We start from the raw sequence: 17,213 nt of genomic DNA, 5'->3' as shown, positions 1-17,213 counted from the left end.
GTGGCATGTCCGCAGACCAGGGCAGCTCGAAGGTGCTCACGCTCACGCTCGAAGACAGTGCGAGCGAATCAGCGCCCGACGCGCTCAACGGTTCCGAGGCCGTATCTCCGGCCCCGGTAGCCATCGACACCCGCACCCTGTCCCGCTCCCTCTTCCTGCGGCTCGCCGCCCTCGACCAGGACAGCCCCGAGCGTGCCTACGTCAGAGACACCCTGATCGAGCTGAACCTCCCCCTCGTTCGGTACGCCGCGGCCCGCTTCCGCAGCCGCAACGAACCGATGGAGGACATCGTCCAGGTCGGCACCATCGGCCTGATCAAGGCGATCGACCGGTTCGACTGCGAACGCGGCGTGGAATTCCCGACGTTCGCGATGCCGACCGTCGTCGGTGAGATCAAGCGCTTCTTCCGGGACACCAGTTGGTCCGTGCGCGTGCCGCGCCGGCTCCAGGAGCTGCGGCTCGCCCTGACGAAGGCCAGCGACGACCTGGCCCAGCGCCTGGACCGCTCGCCCACGGTGCCCGAACTGGCCGCCGTGCTCGGTGTGTCCGAGGAGGACGTGGTCGACGGCCTCGCCGTCGGCAACGCGTACACCGCCTCCTCGCTCGACTCGCCCGCCCCCGAGGACGACGGCGGCGAGGGCTCCCTCGCGGACCGCCTGGGGTACGAGGACACGGCCCTGGAGGGCGTCGAGTACCGCGAGTCCCTGAAGCCCCTGCTCGCCAAGCTGCCGCCGCGCGAACGCCGCATCATCATGCTGCGGTTCTTCGCGAACATGACGCAGTCGCAGATCGGCGAGGAGGTCGGCATCTCGCAGATGCACGTCTCGCGGCTGCTCACGCGGACGCTGGCGCAGCTGCGGGAAGGGCTGATCGGGGACTGATCCCGGCCGCCCGCACGGCGGGGTGCCCGGGGCCTGGATTCCCGCCGACTGCTGCTGACGGGGTTCCTAATTGACGGGGCGTCAGCCACACTGGCGCGATGCTTCGTGGTGCTTGGAGTGGCGGCCGTGGCCGCCGGGGCGCGCTTGCGGGTGCCTCGGCGGTCGTGCTGTGCGTGGGTGGACTGCTGGCCGCGTGCGGCGGCGACGGGCGCGACGGCCGTGTGGCCACCGGGGCGGCCGGGGACGGCCCGCAGCAGGGCCGTGGTGAGGCCGTGGCGCCCCGCGGGGACGTGGAGTTCGTGCCGCTGGACGGCGGGCCTTCCGGGAAGCCCTCCCGACAGGGCGGTACGGGTGCCGAGCCCGGCGGCAACGGATCGGGCTCCGGCGGCAGTTCGGGGACACCCGCGGGGCCGGACAGCAAGTCGGCGGAGGACAGCGGTGGTTCACGCCCGCCGGATGCGCCGGGCGGCTCGGCACCGGGCCGTGGCGACGGCGACAACCCCAATGAGGACAACGAAGGCGCCCGCCCCAGCAGTCCGGGTAGTCCCGGCAGCACGGGCAGTCCCGGCAGTCCCGGCGGCGAAAGCCCGCGCCCACCCTCCGCGCCGTCAAAGCCCGGCACCAGCGCCCCACCCCGCCCCGCCGCCCTCAAGGTCGGCGAACCCCGGCGCCGCGCCGCCGAGAAGCGCTGGTGCGAGGACGTGACCGTCAGCTTCCGCAACACCGGTGGCTCACCGGTGCGTTCGGGCAGCGTCACGCTTGGTACGCACATCATCGGCGCCCTCGGCGTGGACTGGGGAACCATCGAGTCCACGCGGAAGCTCCCGGCGCCCATCGGGGCCGGGAAGACCGTCAAGAAGACTTGGCTGATTTGCGTCGACTGGTGGCGCGTTCCGCTGGGCATGCACGTCGAGACGCGCGACGTCGACATCGAGTGGAAATAGTGGGAATAGCCGAGCGGAAGTGGCTGATCAGGTCGGCCTGATCAGCCGGAGCGTTACTTCAGCGCCAGCCAGGCCACCGCGGCCACGATCGCGATCGCCGCGACCACCCCGACGATGAGGCCGATGCGGGGGCCCGCCGGGGCCGCCGCCTGCCGCTGGGCGGCGCGGCCGCCGCCCTGCGGCGCCTCGTCGACGAAGGCGCGGAACATCTGAGTGGAGCCCGCCGGGTCGTGCTGACCCTCGGGGCCCGGGGCGCCCTGGGGAGCATGGGGGTTGTGTGCCATGAGGCAGGACCCTAGCGAATCCCCCTCGCCCGGCCCAACCCCCGCTGACCGGCGACTTTACGGGTGGGCTCCGAGAGCTTTACCAGGGCTTTAGCCCGTTGGTCCGGTTTTAGTTTGCCTGCGGCAACCAACTGTCTTTATGGTTGCCCTAAGCAACGAAAGCGAGGGTGGGTCCGTGGCCGCACAGCGTGAATACGAGGAGCTGGCCCGCCAGCTCAGCGCCATCGGCGCCGTGAAGCGCGGCCTCGGCCGTGGCCTGCCCGCGGACTGCCCGGGCGGCTCCGCCGCCGTGCTCACGCTGCTGCAGCGGCACGGCGAGATGCGGATGAGCCGGCTCGCCGAGCTGCTCGCCGTCGACATGTCGGTGACCAGCCGCCATGTCGCGCACGTCGCGGAGCGCGGCTGGATCGACCGGGCCCCCGACCCCGCGGACAAGCGCTCGCGCATCCTGCGGCTCACGCCCGCGGGCGAGGACAAGTTCGCGGAGCTGTCCGAGCTGTCCATGCGGACGCTCGCCCACTATCTGCACGACTGGTCCGACGACGAGGTCGGGCAGCTGAGCGCGTTGCTCGCGCGCCTGCGCACCAGCTTCGGGGACTGCCGCGCGGCCGCGGCCCGCACACCCGCGTGAGAACAACCCGTACACCCGCGTAAGAATCAGGAAAAGGAAACCCATGGCAACATCCACACCGTCCGGTGTGCGGGGCAGCCATGCCAAGCATGGAGCGCACGGCGGCCACGGCGGCGGCGCCGACGGTGCCCCGATGACGCACCGGCAGATCATGGAGGCGCTCTCCGGCCTGCTGCTCGGCATGTTCGTCGCGATCCTCTCGTCGACGATCGTCTCCAACGCCCTGCCCGAGATCATCGGTGACCTCGGTGGCGGCCAGTCCGCCTACACCTGGGTCGTCACCGCCGCGCTGCTCTCGATGACGGCGAGCACCCCGCTGTGGGGCAAGCTCTCCGACCTGTTCAGCAAGAAGACGCTCGTCCAGATAGCCCTGGTCATCTTTGTGCTCGGGTCGGCCGCGGCCGGCCTCTCGCAGAACGCCGGGATGCTGATCGCCTGCCGTGTGGTGCAGGGCATCGGCGTCGGCGGCCTGTCGGCGCTCGCCCAGATCGTCATGGCCGCGATGATCTCCCCGCGTGAGCGCGGGCGTTACTCCGGCTACCTAGGCGCGACCTTCGCCGTCGCCACCGTCGGCGGCCCGCTGCTCGGCGGCGTCATCACCGACACCTCGTGGCTCGGCTGGCGCTGGTGCTTCTACGTCGGCGTGCCGTTCGCGGTCATCGCGCTGATCGTGCTGCAGAAGACCCTGAAGCTGCCCGTGGTGAAGCGGGAAGTGAAGGTCGACTGGGGCGGTGCCTTCTTCATCACCGCCGCCGTCTCGCTGCTCCTGGTGTGGGTGACGTTCGCGGGCACCGGCGCCGGCAAGAAGTACGAGTGGCTGTCGTGGCAGACGTACACGATGGTGGGCGGCGCGATCGTGCTCGGCCTGCTGTTCCTGCTCGTCGAGTCCAAGGCCAGCGAGCCGATCATCCCGCTGCGGCTCTTCCGCAACCGGACCATCGCGCTGGCCTCGCTCGCCTCGCTGTTCGTGGGTGTCGCGATGTTCGCGGGCACCGTCTTCTTCAGCCAGTACTTCCAGCTCGCGCGCGGCAAGTCGCCGACGATGTCGGGTGTCATGACGATCCCGATGATCGCGGGCCTGTTCGTCTCGTCCACCGTCTCGGGGCAGTTGATCACCAAGACGGGCAAGTGGAAGGCATGGCTGGTCAGCGGTGGTGTGCTGCTGACCGCCGGTCTGGGTCTGCTCGGCACCATGCGGTACGACACCGCGTACTGGCACATCGCCTGCTACATGGTCCTGATGGGCCTCGGCATCGGCATGATGATGCAGAACCTGGTGCTCTGCACGCAGAACCAGGTCGCCGCGGAGGACATCGGCGCCGCCAGCTCCGTCGTCACCTTCTTCCGGTCCCTCGGCGGCGCCATGGGTGTCTCCGCGCTCGGCGCCGTGATGTCCACGCGCATCACCGACTACGTCAAGGACGGCCTCGCCGACCTCGGTCCGAAGGGCGCCGCGTTCGGCCACGGCGGCACCGGCGGTGGCGGCATCCCGGACCTGGACGCGCTGCCCGCGCCGTTCCGTACCGTGATGGAGAGCGCCTACGGCCACGGCATCGCGGACGTGTTCCTGATCGCCGCGCCGATCGCGTTCGCCGCGTTCCTCGTCACGCTGTTCATCAAGGAAGTGCCGCTGAGGACGGCGGGGGCGATGGCGCAGGGCGCCGACTCGTCCTCCCCCGCTCCCGCGGCGGCCCCCGCCGCCCCGGCCACTTCGGCCGCCGAGGAGCCCGTGCTCGCCTCCGTGGCCGCGGGCACCGGGCCCACGGCCGAAGCCGGTCCCGAGGGCACGCAGCGGCTCGCCGCCGTGGCGTCCGTGGCGGGCGCGGGCTCCGGTGACGCGTCCGTGCAGGTCACCGGCGGTGTCCCGGTCCGCGGCTTCGTCCGCGGCGCCGAGAGCGCGCCCGTGCCGCGGGCCGCGGTCACGCTGATCTCGCTCGGCGGACGGCAGCTGGGCCGTGCGGTCGCCCAGGACGACGGCTCGTACGCGGTGGACGCGCCCGGCGCCGGTTCGTACGTCCTGATCGCCTCCGCCGACGGCTTCCAGCCGCAGGCGTCGACGGTCGTGGTCGGCGAGGAGCCGCTCGCGTACGACCTGCTGCTCAGCGGCACCAGCGGGCTCAGCGGCATCGTGCGCACCGCCGACGCGAAGCTGCCCGTGGCAGGCGCGATGGTCGTCGTGACCGATGTACGCGGCGACGTGCTCGCCACCGGCGCCTCCGGCGACCAGGGCGACTTCGCCTTCGCCGAGCTGGTGCCCGGGCCCGTGACCGTCGCCGTGAACGCGGCGGGGCACCGGCCGGTGGCGCTGCCCGTCGAGGTGTCCGGCGTGGGCGTCACCCGCGTCGAGGTCGAACTGCGCTCCGGCGCGCGGGTGCTCGGCACCGTGCGGGCCGCGGGCGGACCGCTGAACGGCGCCCGCGTCACCCTCGTGGACGCGGCCGGGAACGTCGTGGCCACCGCCACGACCGGCGCGGACGGCGAGTACGCCTTCACGGACCTGGACGGCGGCGAGTACACGGTCATCGCGACCGGGTACCCGCCCGTGGCCACCGGCCTGACGGTCGGCGGCGACGGCGGCGTCGTCGACGGGCACGACATCGAACTCGCCCACCCGGGCGAGTAAATGACCCCGCCCCGGGGCCGCGCTTTGAGCGGACGCGGCCCCCGGGCGGTGCGGTAGGGCCTGTCTTGTGGGTCAGGCCGGATCAGGGAGCGGGGCCTGGCGCGTGCGATCGCAAGGCGGAGGATTGAGTCGACGCGGAGCGTCGGCGATTGACGACAACGCGGCGAGCGTGCGTGCCAGGCCCCGCGAGCCCGGCATGACCCGCAAGACAGGCCCTCAGGCCCCCGGGACGGTGGCGACGCGACGGTTGGGGACGGCCGGTCGCCACCGCCGGGGGCCGATTGCATAGAGCCACGAGTTCACCGCAACCATCAATTGAGCAACCACCGCGGCGAGCAATTTGGTCCGCGAGAGCGGCGCCGGTTTAGGCGCAAAAGAGGGAGAAGGAAAACGTGGGACTCAGTGCGCGGGTTCGGACGCGGGACGGGTGGGCGGTGTCGCACGCCGTCGTGACCGTCACGGACATGACGGGTGCGCAGGTGCTGCGCGCCGATGTCGACGGCGAGGGCGTGGTGCGGGACGCCACGGAGCTGGCCGCCGGGCCGTACACCGTCATCGTCACCGCCGTCGGGTACGCCCCCGCCGCCGCCACCGCCCTCGTCACCGCGAGCGGGCGGGCCGACGTCGGCAACGTGGTCCTCGCCCGCGCCGGCGGCACGGAGCTGCCGCCGCCCGGGCCCTGGACCATCGACCCGGCCCACTCGTCCGTGGCCGCCGTCGCCCAGCACCTGGGGATCTCCAGCGTGCGCGGGCGGTTCGACGAGTTCTCCGGGCGGGTCGAGATCGCCGAGGACCTGGAGAAGTCGCGGGTCGAGGCGGTGATCCGGGCCGCGTCCGTCGACACGGGCAACGGGATGCGCGACGGGCACCTGAAGTCCGCCGACTTCCTGGACGTGGAGACGTACCCGGAGATCACCTACCGGTCGACCGGGCTCGAACCCGCCGGGTCGGACCGGTGGACGGTGCACGGCGAGCTCGGCATGCACGGCGTCGTACGCCCCGTCGACCTCGACCTGGCCTACCTCGGCACCGGCGCCGACCCCTGGGGCGGCACCCGCGCGGCCTTCCGTGCCACCGCCGAACTGCGCCGCGAGGACTTCGCCATGAACTACAACCAGGTCCTCCAGGCGGGCATCTCCGCGATCGGCACGACGCTGCGGGTGGAGCTGGACATCCAGGCCGTGCAGGGGGAGAGCCTGCCGCAGGGCTGACCTGGGCGGCCGTCCCGGGGGTATCCCCCGGGAGGCGTCAGTCCCGTTCGAGGAGCGACTCGATGCCCGCGATCATCAGGTCGAGGGCGATCGTGAAGTCCCGTTCCCACATCTCGGTGACGGTGCCCTCGCTGCGGGACTCCATCAGTTCCGAGGCGGCCCGCACCGCCTCGTTGTCGGCGAGTTCCTCGTTGACGGTGCCGACCGCGTCCCGGAAGTACTCGTCCTGGGTCATCCCCGCGGCCGCGCACCGGGCGAGGAAGTGCCCCTCGATGGTCCCGAAGCCGTACACGAACTGGAACACCGCGGCGATCGCCCCGTTCTGGCGGTAGGGCGTGAGCCCGGTGTTCCGCACGGCGCGCTGGATGGCGAGGGAGAACTCCAGCCAGTTCGGCCCGATGTTCAGGAACTCGCCGATCAGCGGCGACACCCAGGGGTGGCGGACCAGCAGATCCCGGTATCCGGCGGCCAGTTCGCGGAGCTGTTCGCGCCACTGGTCGGGCGCGGTCTCGGTGTCGGGCAGCCGCACCTCCGCGGCCACCCGGTCGAGCGCGAGCTCCAGCAGGTCGTCCTTGGTGTCCACGTACCAGTACACGGACATCGCCGTCACGTTCAGCTCGGCGGCGAGCCGGCGCATGGAGAACTTGGCGAGGCCCTCCGCGTCCAGGAGCCGGACGGTGGCCTCGGTGATGCGGTCCCGGTCCAGGCCGGCCGGCTGGTCCCCCCTGCGGCTGGTGGTGCGCGGTGCCTTGCCCTCCAGCCAGACGCTCGTGCGCGCCGCTCGCTTCGCGCGGTCGGCTGCCTTCGCCATGGCGCACCTCTCTGGTACGGATACCACCTCGTACGGGTCCTACACAGTGTCCGTCATGTCCGCTGCCCGCTGGTCCGTCATGTCCGACGCCCGCTGGACAGAGTCTGCCCTCTCCGCCCGCCACAGCAACGCCGCCGCGAGCACCCCGCCGAGGAACAGGGCCACCGCGCCGACCAGCTGACTCGTCTCGAGGCCGGAGGAGAACGCGTCCGCGATGCGCTCCCGCTCGCCCGCCGAACCCGCCGCCGCCATCGCCGCCGGGAACGACGCCGCGGACACCGCGACCAGCGCCGAGAACCGGGAGTTGAGGACCGCGCCGAGCACGGCGACGCCGAGGCCGTTGCCGAACTCCGCCAGCGTGCCGTTGATGCCCGCGCCCACACCGGCCTTCTCCGGCGGGATCGCGCTCATGATGGCGTTGGCCATCGCGGGCATGGCGAACGAGATGCCCGCGCCCATCAGGACCAGCCCTGCCAGCATGCCCGAGTAGTCGTGCGCGCCGAACGACGCGACCACGGCCAGGCCGCCCGCCAGCAGGGTCATGCCCGTCAGGATCGTCGCGGGCGTGCCCAGCTTGGCGTGCAGCTTCGCGCCGATGCCCACCAGGTTCAGTACGACCACGGTGACGGCGAGGGGCGCCGTGCGCAGGCCCGCCTCAAGCGGCTCGTACCCGAGCACGAACTGCAGGTGCTGGGTGAGCAGGAACAGCGAGCCGCCGAGGCCGAAGGCCACCAGGACCGCGCCCATCACCGCGCCGATGAAGCGCTTGTTCTGGAAGAAGTGCATGTCCAGCATGGGGTACGGGACGCGCAGCTCCCACAGCGCGAAGACGCCGAGGACCACCACGCCGACGCCCGCCGACACCAGGACCTGGCCCGAGGTCCAGCCGTGCTCGGGGCCGGAGATGATCGCGTACACCACCGACGCCATGCCTATGGTCGAGAGCAGCGCGCCGAGCAGGTCGGGGCGGTCGCCCTGCGGGTTCTTGGACTCGGGCACCATCTTGACCACCGCGAGGATGCCGACCAGCGCCACGGGGATGTTGATCAGGAAGATCGAGCCCCACCAGAAGTGGTCGAGCATGAAGCCGCCGAGCAGCGGCCCCCCGGCGAAGCCCAGGGAGTTGACGGTCGCCCAGAGGCCGATCGCCTTGACCCGCTCGGTGTCGTCGAAGAGCTGCACGACGACCGCGAGCGTCGTCGTCATCAGCAGGGCGCCGCCCACACCCATGCCCGCGCGCGCCGCGATGAGCTGCGCGGAGGACTGGGCGAGGCCCGCCGCGAGCGAGCCGACGCCGAACAGGGCGAGGCCCACGGTCAGCAGCTTCTTGCGGCCGTAGCGGTCGGCGGCGCTGCCCGCGGTGAGCAGCAGGCCCGACTGCACGAGCGAGTACGCGTTGATCATCCACTGGATGTCGGCCGACGAGGCGTCGAGCTCGCTGGTGAGCGAGGGGATCGCGACGCTCAGGACGGTGTTGTCGAGCAGCACGGTGAGCTGGGCCAGGCAGATGACGCCGAGGATCAGCCAGCGCTGCGGGTGGCGGCCGCCGGGCCCGGCGGCCGCCTCGGGGCTGTCGGCAGTGGTCGCCGTCATGCGAGGCTCCTTCTCTTCTACGGTGTACGTCGTGGGGCGACGTACACCGTAGAGGAAGTCCTCATACGCTGTACAGCGACTTAGGTCAGGGGCTTGATCAGGTACCCGGCGCCCCGCCGCGTGTGGATCATCGGCTCCCGGCCGGCGTCGATCTTCCTCCGCAGATACGAGATGTACAGCTCGACGACGTTGGCCTGGCCCCCGAAGTCGTAGCTCCACACCCGGTCGAGGATCTGCGCCTTGCTGAGCACGCGCCGCGGATTGCGCATGAGGTAGCGGAGCAGCTCGAACTCGGTGGCCGTGAGGTGGATGGAGTCCCCGCCGCGGGTCACCTCGTGGCTGTCCTCGTCGAGGGTCAGATCGCCGACGGCGAGCACGGAATCGCCGCGCCGCCCGGACGCCCCGGCCCGCCGGATCAGGCCGCGCAGCCGTGCCACGACCTCTTCGAGGGCGAACGGCTTGGTCACGTAGTCGTCGCCGCCCGCGGTGAGTCCGGCGATGCGGTCCTCGACGGTGTCCTTGGCGGTCAGGAACAGCACCGGCACGTCGGGCAGCTCGCGGCGCAGCCGCCCGAGCACGGCCAGGCCGTCCATGTCCGGCAGCATCATGTCGAGCACGACCACGTCGGGCCGGAAGCTCCGCGCGGCCCGCACGGCCCCGGCGCCGTCGTCGGCGCTGCGAATCTCCCAGCCCTCGTAGCGCAGCGCCATGGACAGCAGATCGGTGAGCGACACCTCGTCGTCCACGACGAGTACGCGGACGGGGCTCCCGTCCGGCCTGAGCAGCTCGGTGCGCCCCTGGGGCGAGGTCATCGTCATGGCCTCAGCGTGGGCGGCGGCGGTGAGAGACGGCTTTCGCCCACCTGTGAATTCCCTGAGAAAGCGCGCCGCGGGGTGGGGTCGGCTATTCCAGCGGCTGCTTCAGCGGCTAATCCAGCGGCTGCTTCAGCGGCTGCTCCACAGGCTGTTCCAGCCCGAACAGCCGCGCCCCGTTCCCGTGGCAGACCGCCCGGAGCCAGTCGTCGCCGAGGCCGAGCCGTTCCAGGGCTTCGAGCTGGTGGACGTACCCGTACGGGATGTTGGGGAAGTCCGTCCCCAGCAGGATCCGCCCGGCGAGCCCCAGTTCGGCGAGCCGCCCGCGCGGCCCGAGCTCCGCCCGCGGGAACGGAGCGGACCGCTCGGCGAAGTCCGTGAACGCCATCGTCGTGTCGAGCCGCACCTCTCCGTACCGCTCGGCGAGGTCCAGGAAGTCCGCGTACTCCGGCATGCCCAGGTGCGCCACCACGAGCGGCAGCCGCGGATGCCGCGCGAGCAGCCGCCCCACCGGCTCGGGCCCGGTGTGCTTGCCGGGCGCCGGGCCCGACCCGCAGTGCATCACGACCGGGATCCCGGCGTCGGCGAGGAGGCCCCAGACGGGGTCGAGCAGCGCGTCGTTCGGGTCGTACGCGCCCACCTGCACATGCGACTTGAACACCCGCGCCCCGGCCTCGACGGCCTCGCGCACATAGCGCGCGGCCTCCGGCTCGGGGAACAGCGTCGCCGTGTGCAGACAGTCCGGCGTCCGGGCGGCGAACTCCGCCGACCAGCCGTTGAGCCACTCCGCCATGCCCGCCTTGTGCGGGTACAGCATCGACGTGAACGCCCGCACCCCGAACTCCCGCAGCACGGCGAGCCGCCGCTCCTCGTCGTGCCGGTACGCGATGGGCCACCGCACGCCCGTCAGCGGCCCGACCGAGTCGAAGTAGTCCCACACCTTCGCGAGGACGCGCTCCGGCATGAAGTGCGTGTGTACGTCGACGAGTCCCGGCAGGCCGAGCCGTCCCCAGAAGGCGGTGACCCGTGCTGCTTCCGCCTCGCCGCCGAGGGTCTCCCCTCTCTCACTCATGGCCGTAGCTCCGCTCGACCCTGGCCACGTGGACGACGTACTTCTCGTACCACTCCTTCCGTCCGCGCGTCCGCGCCTCCCGGTGCTCCGGGTCGCCGCGCCAGGCCGCGATGGCCTCCTCGTCCTTGAAGTACCCGACGGTGATGCCGAGGCCGCCGGGCGTCCGCGCCGAGTCCATCCCGAGGAACCCGGGCACGGCGGCCACGAGCTCCTCCAAGCGCTCGGCGGTCGCGCCGTAGTCGTTGTCCCCCGGGGTGCGCAGGGAGCTGAACACGACGGCGTAGTAGGGGGGTTCGAAGGGGCCGACGGGACCCACAGGGCCGACAGCCGCAAGCTCTTGATCACTCATGGCACCCACAGTCGGGCTCCCGACGAGGCTCTGTCCAGCCTCCGGACCCCGTTCTTGCCCAACGGGCAGCAGGACTTTGCCTTCCGGTCAGCGAAGCCCTCCGTGAAGCCTCGCTTCCGGTCAGCGAAGCCCTCCGAGAAGCCTCGGGAGGAGCCTCGGAGAACCCTCAGAACAACCCGCCCTGCACCACAGGTATCTCCCGCACCGGAACCGTCACCTCCGGCCTGCTCTCCCCATCGCTCGCCCCCTCAAGCCGCCACCCGCTCATCAGCCGACTGTCGATCACCAACCCCCTTTCGCTGCCAGGCCCGCCCACCGCCAGATGCAGATCGGGCCCGGCGGCGGCGACCAGCGTCCCGGCCACCAGCCCGCCGTCCGTCAGCTCACCCACGACCCGCCCCGGCCCGGCCGAGCCGTCGAACCGGCCGAGCGCGGCGAGCCCGAACACCTCGCCGTGGTCCACGACTTCGGGCGCCAACCACTCCAGCGACTCGGGCCGGCCGCCGAGCGCCGCCGCTTTCCGGTGCAGCCCCGCCAGCTCGGCGGCCCGCTCCGCCGCGTCCGGCAGCCGCGCGCGCAGGGCCCGCTTGCGCGCGTACGGAATCCGGTCCGGGACGCCGAGGGCCGTCCGCAGCAGTTCCTCCGTGCGGCGCGCCGCCATCAACGGCCCGCGCCCCAGCCAGGTGTAGGCCACGGCCCCCTGCTCCAGGAGCCGCGCCCCGCCCCGCGCGACCCCGGTGATGCCGACCTTCACCAGGCCGGGGCCGAACCACGCCACGTACACGTGATAGGGCCGCGGGTCGTCGGCGAACGTGTCCGCCGCGACCGAGTGCGCCCGGTCGACGCGCGCGCACTCCTCGCACTGCGCCCGCGTGACCCGCCCCGGCACCGCCGCGCCCGCCGGGCACTCCGTCCACCGCCCGCCCCGCCGCACCCCGAGACAGCGCCGCCCGCCCCGGACCCGGAACGCCACCGCGCCCCCGAACACCAGCGGGCTCTCGCGCTCGCCGCGCCCCGGCGCGTACCACCCGAGGACGGGCCCGCCGCCGGCCCGCCACCGCACCCCCGTGCACCACCACGTCATGGAAAAAGCATGCAGCACGCCACTGACAACGCCCTCTGAAGCGGCGGGCGGTGCCCCCCTCGGGTCCGCCCGCGGGCGGCGGCATTTTTCTTCGATCACGTACGTTCTCCCCCTGTCACTGTCACTGGAAGAGGGCCGGGAGAAGGGACCAGGCATGACCGTCGTCATCGCCGAGCTGTCGTACTACCCCGTCAAGGGCTGCGCGGGGACATCGGCGAGCGAGGCCGTGCTGACGCCCGCGGGCCTCGCGCACGACCGCAGCTTCATGGTCGTCAGCACCGAGGGCGTGTTCCGGACCCAGCGGCGGGATCCGCGGCTCGCGCTGATCCGGCCCGCGATCGACGCCGACGGCACCCGGCTCACGCTCCGCGCGCCCGGCCACGACGGCGTGCACATCGACGTCGACGCGTCCGGCCCCCGCCGCGACGTGGACCTGTTCGGCGCCGCGTACCTGGGCATCGACCAGGGGGACGCGGCCGCCGCCTGGCTGTCGGACGTCCTCGGCACGCCCAGCAGACTCGTCCGCGTACCGCCCGAGCACGACCGGGTGACCGACGGCCGGATCCCGGGCACCTCCGGCTACGCGGACAGCTCCGCCCTGCACCTCATCTCCCGCGCCACGGTGGACCTTTTGAACGGCAAGCTGGCCGAGCGCGGCGCGGAGCCCCTGCCCATGGACCGCTTCCGCCCCAACATCGTCGTCGCCGGCTGGGACGCGCACACCGAGGACCGCGCCCACCACCTCACGATCGGCACCGCCGAACTGGGCTACACAAAACCGGCGATCCGCTGCGCCGTCACCCTGGTCGACCAGGGCCTGGGCCGCCGCGCGGGCCCGGAACCCCTGCGCACCCTGGCCTCGTACCGCCGGGCGCCGCAGGGCGGAGTCGCCCTCGGCACCAAGTACGCGGTGCTGCGCCCCGGCAAGATCTCCGTCGGCGACGAGGTGGCCGTCGGCACGTGGGGCGAACCCGAGGTCCCCTGACATCCCCGCGGCCCGCAAGAAACCCTGCAGACGAGGAGCCGACGCACACATGCCACCCGTACCGCCCGCCCCCTCCGTTCCGCCCGACCCGACGGTGGTGCACCCGATGCCGGAGGCGCCGCGCGTTGTGCTGCTGCGCCCCCTGATCACCTCACCGCTGATCGACGTCGGCGAGTTCACCTATTACGACGACCCCGACGACCCCACCGCCTTCGAGACCCGCAACGTGCTCTATCACTACGGTCCGGAGAAGCTGGTGATCGGGAAGTTCTGCGCGCTGGGCGAGGGCACGCGGTTCATCATGAACGGCGCCAACCACCGCATGGACGGCCCGTCCACCTTCCCCTTCCCGATCATGGGCGGGTCGTGGTCCGAGCACTTCGACCTGATCACCGGCCTGCCCGGCCGGGGCGACACCGTGGTCGGCAACGACGTCTGGTTCGGCTACCGGGCCCTGGTGATGCCGGGCGTCCGCATCGGCCACGGCGCGATCGTCGCGTCCGGCGCCGTAGTCGTCGACGACGTCCCCGACTACGGCATCGTCGGCGGCAACCCGGCCACCCTCATCCGCCGCCGCTACAGCGACGAGGACGTGGCCCGCCTCCTCGACGTCGCCTGGTGGGACTGGCCCGCCGAACACATCGGGGCGCATGTCCGGACCATCATGTCCGGCACGGTCGACGCGCTGGAAGCGGCGGCTCCGTGAAGGGAAGCGGCGGCTCCGTGATGGGAAGCCGCGGCTCCGTGATGGGAAGCCGCGGCTCCGTGAACCGCGCGGCAGTCGCCGCGCGCCGCCCGGGCTAGGATCCGGGCATGGCCCTGACCATGGACGACGTGGACCGTTTCGAGGCGTCCAGGCCCCGCCTGGAGGCCATCGCCTACCGCCTCCTCGGCTCGGCGAGCGAGGCCGAGGACGCCGTGCAGGAGACGTTCCTGCGCTGGCAGGGCGCCGACGTCGACCGCGTCGAGGTCCCCGAGGCGTGGCTGACGAAGGTGCTCACCAACCTGTGCCTCAACCAGCTCACCTCGGCCCGCGCGCGGCGCGAGACCTATGTGGGCGAGTGGCTCCCCGAGCCGCTGCTCGCCGGGGACCCGATGCTCGGCCCGGCCGACACCGCCGAACAGCGCGAGTCGGTTTCGTACGCGGTCCTCACTCTGCTCGAGCGCCTCTCCCCCAACGAGCGGGCGGTGTACGTGCTGCGGGAGGCGTTCGACTACCCGCACCGGGAGATCGCCGAGATCCTGGACATCACCGAGGCCGCCAGCCAGCAGCTCGCCAGCCGCGCCAAGAGGCGCGTCGCGGACGGCAGGGCCCGCACCGAGATCGACGAGGCGGCCGCCCAGCGGATCGTCGAGGAGTTCCTCACCGCCGCCACCAGCGGCCGCACCGAACAGCTCGTGCGGATGCTCACCGACGACGCCATCGCGATCGGCGACGGCGGCGGGAAGGTCCCGGCCCGCGCCAAGGCGTTCGAGGGCGCCGTCGCGGTCGCGAGGTTCATGTGGGGCCTGTTCAAGCCCAGCAAGGCCAAGCGCGCCCACGCCGGCGGCTCGCCCGAGGTCTACACCACGACCGCCAACGGCGGCCCCGCCGTCGTGGCGGTCGTCGACGGCCGGATCGTCGGCGTCATGTGCCTGGAGGTCACCGCCGAGGGCATCGCCGCGTTCCGCAACCAGGTCAACCCCGACAAGCTCGGCCGCGCGACCCGGCAGTGGGCGGACGAGGATCACGGGGACCCCTTGTTCCACGCCTTCTGAAGCCTCCGCACGCCTCCCTGAGCGCGATGTGAGGTGCTTCACATCTTCTTCCTGTCAGGAAACGTCGGGCTGCCCGGTTCAAGGTGCGAACCCGCGCAGGAGCCGACGACGCGGATGAGCCGACGCGCCGACAGCGCCGAGACCGCCGAGACCGCCGACAAACAGGGAGCAGAAAATGCAGCACCGCATCATCGTCCTCGGAGCCGGATACGCCGGAGCCAGCGTCGCCGGACGCCTCGCCAAGAAGCTGCACCGCGAGGACGTAGCCATCACCCTCGTCAACGCCGAGCCTGACTTCGTGGAGCGCGTGCGGATGCACCAGCTGGCGGTGGGCCAGGACCTCAAGCCCCGGCCGTTCAGCGAGATGTTCGCGGGCACGGGCGTAGAACTGAGGCTGGCGAAGGTGACCGCCGTGGACGTCGACCGCAAGACCGTCACGGTCACCGGGCCGGAGGCCGGAGCGGCGACCGAGGACCTGGAGCTGGAGTACGACACCCTCGTGTACGCCCTCGGCAGCGGCTGGAACAGCCAGGGCGTCCCCGGCACCGCCGAGTTCGCCGACCAGATCTCCAGTCGCCCCGGGGCGCTCCGGCTGCGCGAGCGCCTGGCCCGCCTGGACGCCGGGCAGCCCGTGGTGGTGGTCGGCGGCGGCCTCACCGGCCTGGAGGCCGCGACGGAGATCGCCGAGGCCCGCCCGGACCTCGATGTCGCCCTCGCCGCCCGCGGCGACCTCGGCGACTGGCTCTCGCCCAAGGGCCGCGGGCACCTGCGGAAGGTCTTCGACAAGCTCGGCATCACCGCGTACGAAAACGCGGCCGTCACGGCCGTCGGGGCCGACCGTGTCACCACCGCCGACGGCAAGGACCTGCCGGCCGCGGTCACCGTGTGGACCACCGGCTTCGCGGTCCACCCCATCGCCCGGGCCACGACCCTGGAGATCACCGAGACAGGTCAGATCGCCGTCGACCGCACCATGCGCTCGCTCTCGCACCCGGATGTGTACGCGGTCGGCGACGCGGCCATGGCGCTGGGCCCCGCGGACAAGCCGCTCCGGATGTCGTGCGCGACGGGCACTCCCATGGCCTGGCAGGCCGCCGACGCCATCGCGGCCCGCCTCACCGGCGGAAAGATCCCCAAGACTCCCCTCCGGTACTTCAACCAGTGCATCTCGCTGGGCCGCAAGGAAGGTCTGATCCAGTACGTCACGGCCGACGACCGCGCCGTCAAGGCGGCCCTGACGGGCCGACTGGCCGCCACCTACAAGGAGCTGATCTGCAAGGGCGCGGGCTGGGGCGTCGCCAACCCGACCCTCGCCATCCCGACCCGCCGCCGCCGCGTCGTACGCGAGCAGGACCGCGCGGCGGCCACGGCCATCAAGGCACCGGCCTGAAACGCAAGAGGCCCCGGATCGCTCCGGGGCCTCTTGTCTGTGTGCACTCGGCAGGATTCGAACCTGCAACCTTCTGATCCGTAGTCAGATGCTCTATCCGTTAAGCTACGAGTGCTTGTTTCTTCTGTTGTGTTGCTCTTCCTCCCGGGCTTTTCGGCCCGGTCGGCGTTGCGGGAACAACATTACATGACCTGCGCCGTGAGGCGAAATCCGTTTCCCGCACCCGCTCTGAGCTGGGCAAATGCCCTCAGCGTGGGTTGTGCGCGGCCGGGCGCGCCGGGGGTGCGTACGCCCGGCGCGCGGGCTCTCCGCGCCGAGGGCGGCCGAATCTCCCGTCGCAGGAACGGCCGAAGCCCCGGTCGGCTGACCGGGGCTTCGGATCGTGGTGCGGAGGCGGAGGGATTTGAACCCTCGATGGGCTTTAAGACCCAAACCGCATTAGCAGTGCGGCGCCATAGACCGGACTAGGCGACGCCTCCCAACCTGCATCCCGCGCGAGCGCGGGGGTGCGTGCAGATGATGACACAGCCCGGGGGCGCGTCACCAATCGCGGCCTCCACGGTACTAGTCGGGCGGCCCGCAGGGCAAAGCACAAAACCGGAGCGCAACGCGGCGGGTCCTGCGGCGTTGGACGTGGTGGGCGCCGGTGCCGACAGCCGGGCCGCGCCCCGGGCCGTGCCCCGCCGGAACCCCGCCCCTCCAGGGAGCCCTCATGAAGCCCTCCCCCCAGCTGCCCTCCGCCCAGTCGTCCTCCGTCGAGCCCCCGGCCCGTCCCGGCACGCGGC

At 72.0% G+C, this 17,213-nt stretch carries 16 protein-coding genes and 2 tRNA genes; 9 read left to right on the top strand and 9 right to left on the bottom strand.

The genetic code is table 11. The features are described from left to right. Positions 1 to 5 precede the first annotated feature (5 nt). The gene (locus STRAU_RS15380; RefSeq protein WP_016641253.1) at positions 6 to 881 is read left to right on the top strand and encodes an RNA polymerase sigma factor SigF; all 876 of its coding nucleotides are present in this window, start codon (positions 6 to 8) and stop codon (positions 879 to 881) included. A 98-nt stretch (positions 882 to 979) separates the two neighbouring features. After that, entirely contained in the window at positions 980 to 1,825 is an 846-nt protein-coding gene (locus STRAU_RS15375; RefSeq protein WP_052029099.1) for a hypothetical protein, read from the top strand. Between the two features lie 53 nt (positions 1,826 to 1,878). Here STRAU_RS15375 and STRAU_RS39025 read toward each other — a convergent pair whose 3' ends face one another. Beyond that, positions 1,879 to 2,109, bottom strand: coding sequence for a hypothetical protein (locus STRAU_RS39025; RefSeq protein ID WP_052029098.1), 231 nt, complete (start codon positions 2,107 to 2,109; stop codon positions 1,879 to 1,881). 175 nt (positions 2,110 to 2,284) lie between these two features. Between STRAU_RS39025 and STRAU_RS15370 the strand changes: the two genes are divergently transcribed. The 3 genes from STRAU_RS15370 to STRAU_RS15360 all read left to right on the top strand — a co-directional run bounded on the left by STRAU_RS15370 (position 2,285) and on the right by STRAU_RS15360 (position 6,574). After that, a complete protein-coding gene (locus STRAU_RS15370) occupies positions 2,285 to 2,740 on the top strand; it encodes a MarR family winged helix-turn-helix transcriptional regulator (RefSeq protein ID WP_016641250.1) in 456 nt (151 codons plus the stop codon). Positions 2,741 to 2,873: 133 nt separating this feature from the next. Then, positions 2,874 to 5,363 carry an MFS transporter gene (locus STRAU_RS15365; RefSeq protein ID WP_037659660.1) on the top strand — a complete coding sequence of 830 codons (2,490 nt, stop codon included), beginning with the start codon at positions 2,874 to 2,876 and terminating at the stop codon, positions 5,361 to 5,363. 392 nt (positions 5,364 to 5,755) lie between these two features. Continuing rightward, the gene (locus tag STRAU_RS15360) at positions 5,756 to 6,574 is read left to right on the top strand and encodes a YceI family protein (RefSeq protein WP_037659643.1); all 819 of its coding nucleotides are present in this window, start codon (positions 5,756 to 5,758) and stop codon (positions 6,572 to 6,574) included. Positions 6,575 to 6,611: 37 nt separating this feature from the next. Here STRAU_RS15360 and STRAU_RS15355 read toward each other — a convergent pair whose 3' ends face one another. The 6 genes from STRAU_RS15355 to STRAU_RS15330 form a co-directional block, all read right to left on the bottom strand. After that, positions 6,612 to 7,385 (bottom strand): TetR/AcrR family transcriptional regulator, encoded by a 774-nt coding sequence (locus tag STRAU_RS15355; RefSeq protein WP_016641247.1) that lies wholly within the window; start codon positions 7,383 to 7,385, stop codon positions 6,612 to 6,614. A 39-nt stretch (positions 7,386 to 7,424) separates the two neighbouring features. Beyond that, positions 7,425 to 8,978 carry an MFS transporter gene (locus STRAU_RS15350; RefSeq protein ID WP_016641246.1) on the bottom strand — a complete coding sequence of 518 codons (1,554 nt, stop codon included), beginning with the start codon at positions 8,976 to 8,978 and terminating at the stop codon, positions 7,425 to 7,427. 80 nt (positions 8,979 to 9,058) lie between these two features. Then, positions 9,059 to 9,796 (bottom strand): response regulator transcription factor, encoded by a 738-nt coding sequence (locus STRAU_RS15345; protein WP_016641245.1) that lies wholly within the window; start codon positions 9,794 to 9,796, stop codon positions 9,059 to 9,061. A gap of 109 nt (positions 9,797 to 9,905) precedes the next feature. Next, entirely contained in the window at positions 9,906 to 10,862 is a 957-nt protein-coding gene (locus STRAU_RS15340) for an amidohydrolase family protein (protein WP_016641244.1), read from the bottom strand. Next, positions 10,855 to 11,211, bottom strand: a complete 357-nt coding sequence (locus tag STRAU_RS15335) for an antibiotic biosynthesis monooxygenase family protein (RefSeq protein ID WP_037659641.1) — start codon at positions 11,209 to 11,211, stop codon at positions 10,855 to 10,857. The genes STRAU_RS15340 and STRAU_RS15335 overlap by 8 nt, the downstream gene beginning before the upstream one ends. Positions 11,212 to 11,377: 166 nt before the next feature. Further along, positions 11,378 to 12,295 (bottom strand): DUF2797 domain-containing protein, encoded by a 918-nt coding sequence (locus tag STRAU_RS15330; RefSeq protein ID WP_016641242.1) that lies wholly within the window; start codon positions 12,293 to 12,295, stop codon positions 11,378 to 11,380. A 154-nt stretch (positions 12,296 to 12,449) separates the two neighbouring features. Between STRAU_RS15330 and STRAU_RS15325 the strand changes: the two genes are divergently transcribed. The 4 genes from STRAU_RS15325 (at position 12,450) to STRAU_RS15310 (ending at position 16,428) form a co-directional block, all read left to right on the top strand. Further along, entirely contained in the window at positions 12,450 to 13,280 is an 831-nt protein-coding gene (locus STRAU_RS15325) for an MOSC domain-containing protein (protein ID WP_016641241.1), read from the top strand. A 49-nt stretch (positions 13,281 to 13,329) separates the two neighbouring features. Next, the gene (locus STRAU_RS15320; protein WP_016641240.1) at positions 13,330 to 13,986 is read left to right on the top strand and encodes a CatB-related O-acetyltransferase; all 657 of its coding nucleotides are present in this window, start codon (positions 13,330 to 13,332) and stop codon (positions 13,984 to 13,986) included. A 107-nt stretch (positions 13,987 to 14,093) separates the two neighbouring features. Beyond that, entirely contained in the window at positions 14,094 to 15,038 is a 945-nt protein-coding gene (locus STRAU_RS15315; protein ID WP_016641239.1) for an RNA polymerase sigma-70 factor, read from the top strand. Positions 15,039 to 15,213: 175 nt separating this feature from the next. Then, on the top strand, positions 15,214 to 16,428 hold the full coding sequence (locus tag STRAU_RS15310) for an NAD(P)/FAD-dependent oxidoreductase (RefSeq protein ID WP_016641238.1): 1,215 nt from the start codon (positions 15,214 to 15,216) through the stop codon (positions 16,426 to 16,428). Positions 16,429 to 16,470: 42 nt separating this feature from the next. Here the strand turns inward: STRAU_RS15310 and STRAU_RS15305 are convergent. Together STRAU_RS15305 and STRAU_RS15300 are read right to left on the bottom strand one after the other, a co-directional pair. Then, positions 16,471 to 16,543: transfer RNA gene (locus STRAU_RS15305), tRNA-Arg, on the bottom strand. A 273-nt stretch (positions 16,544 to 16,816) separates the two neighbouring features. Beyond that, positions 16,817 to 16,907: transfer RNA gene (locus tag STRAU_RS15300), tRNA-Ser, on the bottom strand. Positions 16,908 to 17,213: the final 306 nt, after the last annotated feature.

This window comes from Streptomyces aurantiacus JA 4570 (genome assembly GCF_000414115.1).
Classification (GTDB): domain Bacteria; phylum Actinomycetota; class Actinomycetes; order Streptomycetales; family Streptomycetaceae; genus Streptomyces; species Streptomyces aurantiacus_A.
The sequence above is the reverse complement of the archived record's forward strand: the minus strand, read 5'-3'. Positions and strand labels throughout refer to the sequence as shown.